Source organism: Dokdonella immobilis, from assembly GCF_900115085.1.
Classification (GTDB): domain Bacteria; phylum Pseudomonadota; class Gammaproteobacteria; order Xanthomonadales; family Rhodanobacteraceae; genus Dokdonella; species Dokdonella immobilis.
The window spans coordinates 1-2,312 of record NZ_FOVF01000067.1; the positions used below are offsets into that span (position 1 = coordinate 1).

Annotated in this window: 3 protein-coding genes; all 3 read left to right on the forward strand. The window is 64.0% G+C overall.

Annotation, left to right across the window (positions count from 1 at the left end; translation table 11 throughout):
• Window positions 1-49: 49 nt before the first annotated feature.
• Genes tnpA through tnpC form a run of 3 tightly spaced genes read left to right on the forward strand, consistent with a single transcriptional unit; the run spans window position 50 to window position 2,268 of the window.
• Window positions 50-385, forward strand: coding sequence for an IS66 family insertion sequence element accessory protein TnpA (gene tnpA, locus BM125_RS20055; protein WP_139225139.1), 336 nt, complete (start codon window positions 50-52; stop codon window positions 383-385).
• Complete coding sequence (gene tnpB, locus BM125_RS19520) at window positions 379-717, forward strand: IS66 family insertion sequence element accessory protein TnpB (protein ID WP_092411119.1); 339 nt, start codon at window positions 379-381, stop codon at window positions 715-717. The genes tnpA and tnpB overlap by 7 nt, the downstream gene beginning before the upstream one ends.
• 18 nt (window positions 718-735) lie before the next feature.
• Window positions 736-2,268 carry an IS66 family transposase gene (gene tnpC / locus BM125_RS19525; RefSeq protein ID WP_092411120.1) on the forward strand — a complete coding sequence of 511 codons (1,533 nt, stop codon included), beginning with the start codon at window positions 736-738 and terminating at the stop codon, window positions 2,266-2,268.
• Window positions 2,269-2,312 lie beyond the last annotated feature (44 nt).

The window sequence follows — 2,312 nt, forward strand, 5'->3', positions numbered from 1 at the left end:
GTAAGCGCCTGCCTACGACACCTGTAAGTCATCGCTCCGATTTGCTTCGATGCGCGCCCGTATTCAATGGAGCGCAGCGATGGTCAGCAATTCGGAGTTTTGGTCGAGCCACATGGCGGCATGGAAGAGCGGTGGCCTGACTCAGGCGGCGTATTGCCGTCGGCACGCCTTGAGTTTGCCAAGTTTTGGCTATTGGCGGCGCATCCTGAGGAGGCAGCCAATGATGCCGTCGTCGCCCGCGGTCGTGCCCATCCTGGTTGGCGAACCGGAGTCGGTCATTGAGGCAATCGAGGTGCACTTGCCCAATGGCTTGCAGGTACAGGTGCCCGTCGGTATGGCGGCGGCACGCTGGCTGCCGACGGTGCAGGCGTTGATGACATGCTGATGCCTTCGGGCTGGTGGCTGGTTACGGCACCGATGGATCTGCGCTGCGGCATGGATCGGCTCCTGGTGCATGTGCGCGAGCACCTGGATCGTGATCCGTTGGACGGTGGCGCCTACGTCTTTCGCAACCGAGCCGCGACGCGCATCAAGGTGCTGTGCTGCGATGCACAGGGTACGTGGCTGGCGGTGCGTCGGTTGCAGCAGGGTCGTTTCATTTGGCCGCTCGCCGGGGCGCGCACGTGGTCGCTGCAGGCGGAGCAGTTTGCGTGGTTATGTGCCGGCGTTGATTGGCGTCGATTGAGTGCGCAAAAAGGCTTGGCACCTCGGGTGTAAATAGCTACTCTGAGTTCCATGGATCACGCGCAGCTCAACGCCATCACCGACGTCAAAGTGCTACGCGCATTGGTTGCCGAGCAGCTGCAGATCATCGCCCGCCACGAGCGCACCATCACCGAGCGCGATGCCAACATCGCCAAACTCAACGCGGAGATCAAGCGGCTGCGCCGGCTGCAGTTCGCGGCACGCTCGGAGAAGATGGATCCGGCCCAGCGCCAGTTGTTCGAGGAGACCATGGCAGCGGATATCGCCGCTGTGGAGGCCGAGCTGGAAGCGCTGCAATCGCCGCCAGCTGCCGACCCCTCGCGTCCGCGCCGCGCGCCTAAACGGCGTGCGTTGCCCGATGATCTGGAGCGGGTCGAGACCCGGCATGAGCCGTCCAGCTGCGCGTGCGACCAATGCGGGGGCGCACTGACCCACATCGATGACCACGTCAGCGAGAAGCTCTCGTGCAGGCCGCTGACCTTCTTTGTGCGCCGCGATGTCTATCCGCAGTACGCGTGCCGCGCGTGCGAAACGATCACCGCCGTACCCGTGCCGCCGACGGTGATCGACCGCGGCATCGCCGCGCCGGATCTGCTGGCGCACGTGATCGTGGCCAAGTATGTCGATCACCTGCCGCTGTATCGGCAGGAAGCCATCTACGCCCGCAGCGGCGTGGCCATCCCACGCTCAACCCAGGGCGAGTGGATCGGTGCGTGCGGCGTGGCCCTGCAGCCGCTGGTAAATCGCTTGCGAGATACGCTGCTGGCACAAACGATCCTGCACGCGGATGAAACCCCGGTGGCGATGCTCGAGCCGGGCACGGGAAAGACCCATCGCAGTTATCTGTTTGCGTACCGCAGCGGCATCGGACCGCCGATCATTGCCTTCGACTTCTGCATCAGCCGTAGCGGCAAACATGCCCAGCGTTTCCTCGGCGACTACGGCGGTGCGCTGATGGTCGACGACTACAGTGGCTACAAAGCCTTGTTCGCCACGGGTGTGACCGAGCTCGCCTGTTGGGCGCATGCGCGGCGCAAGTTTGTCGACCAGTACAAGGCCAGCGGCAGCAAGATCGCCCAAGCGGCGATCGAGCGCATCGCCGTGTTGTATCGCATTGAGGCTGAAGCGGTGGCGATGACGGTCGAGGAAAGACTCGCCCATCGACAGCGTCATGCCGTGTCGGCGCTGAATGCGTTCAAGACGTGGCTGGACGAACTGCGCCCCAGCGTCATGGGCAACAGCGGCACGGCCAAGGCCATCGACTACACCTTGCGTCGCTGGCCAGCCCTTGCGCGCTATGCCGAGGACGGCAGCTACCCGATCGACAACAATGCGATCGAGAATGCGATCCGACCCATCGCACTGGGCCGCAAGAACTGGCTGTTCGCCGGCTCCGAAACCGCAGGCAAACGCGCTGCGGCCATCATGAGCCTGCTGGCCACCGCAAAGGCCAACGGCCACGAGCCACTCGCCTGGCTCACCGACGTGCTCACGCGATTGCCTACGACCCTTGATCGCGACATCGACACTCTGCTGCCACATCGCTGGAAGCCTGCCGCGTAACCCGAGTCATGCCGGTGCGCAACGTGTCGGGAGCAGGCGCTTAC

Excerpts from the sequence above, each read along its gene's own strand:
- tnpA (WP_139225139.1), top strand. The coding sequence starts at position 50 with ATGCGCGCCCGTATTCAATGGAGCGCAGCGATGGTCAGCAATTCGGAG.
- tnpB (WP_092411119.1), top strand. The coding sequence starts at position 379 with ATGCTGATGCCTTCGGGCTGGTGGCTGGTTACGGCACCGATGGATCTG.
- tnpC (WP_092411120.1), top strand. The coding sequence starts at position 736 with ATGGATCACGCGCAGCTCAACGCCATCACCGACGTCAAAGTGCTACGC.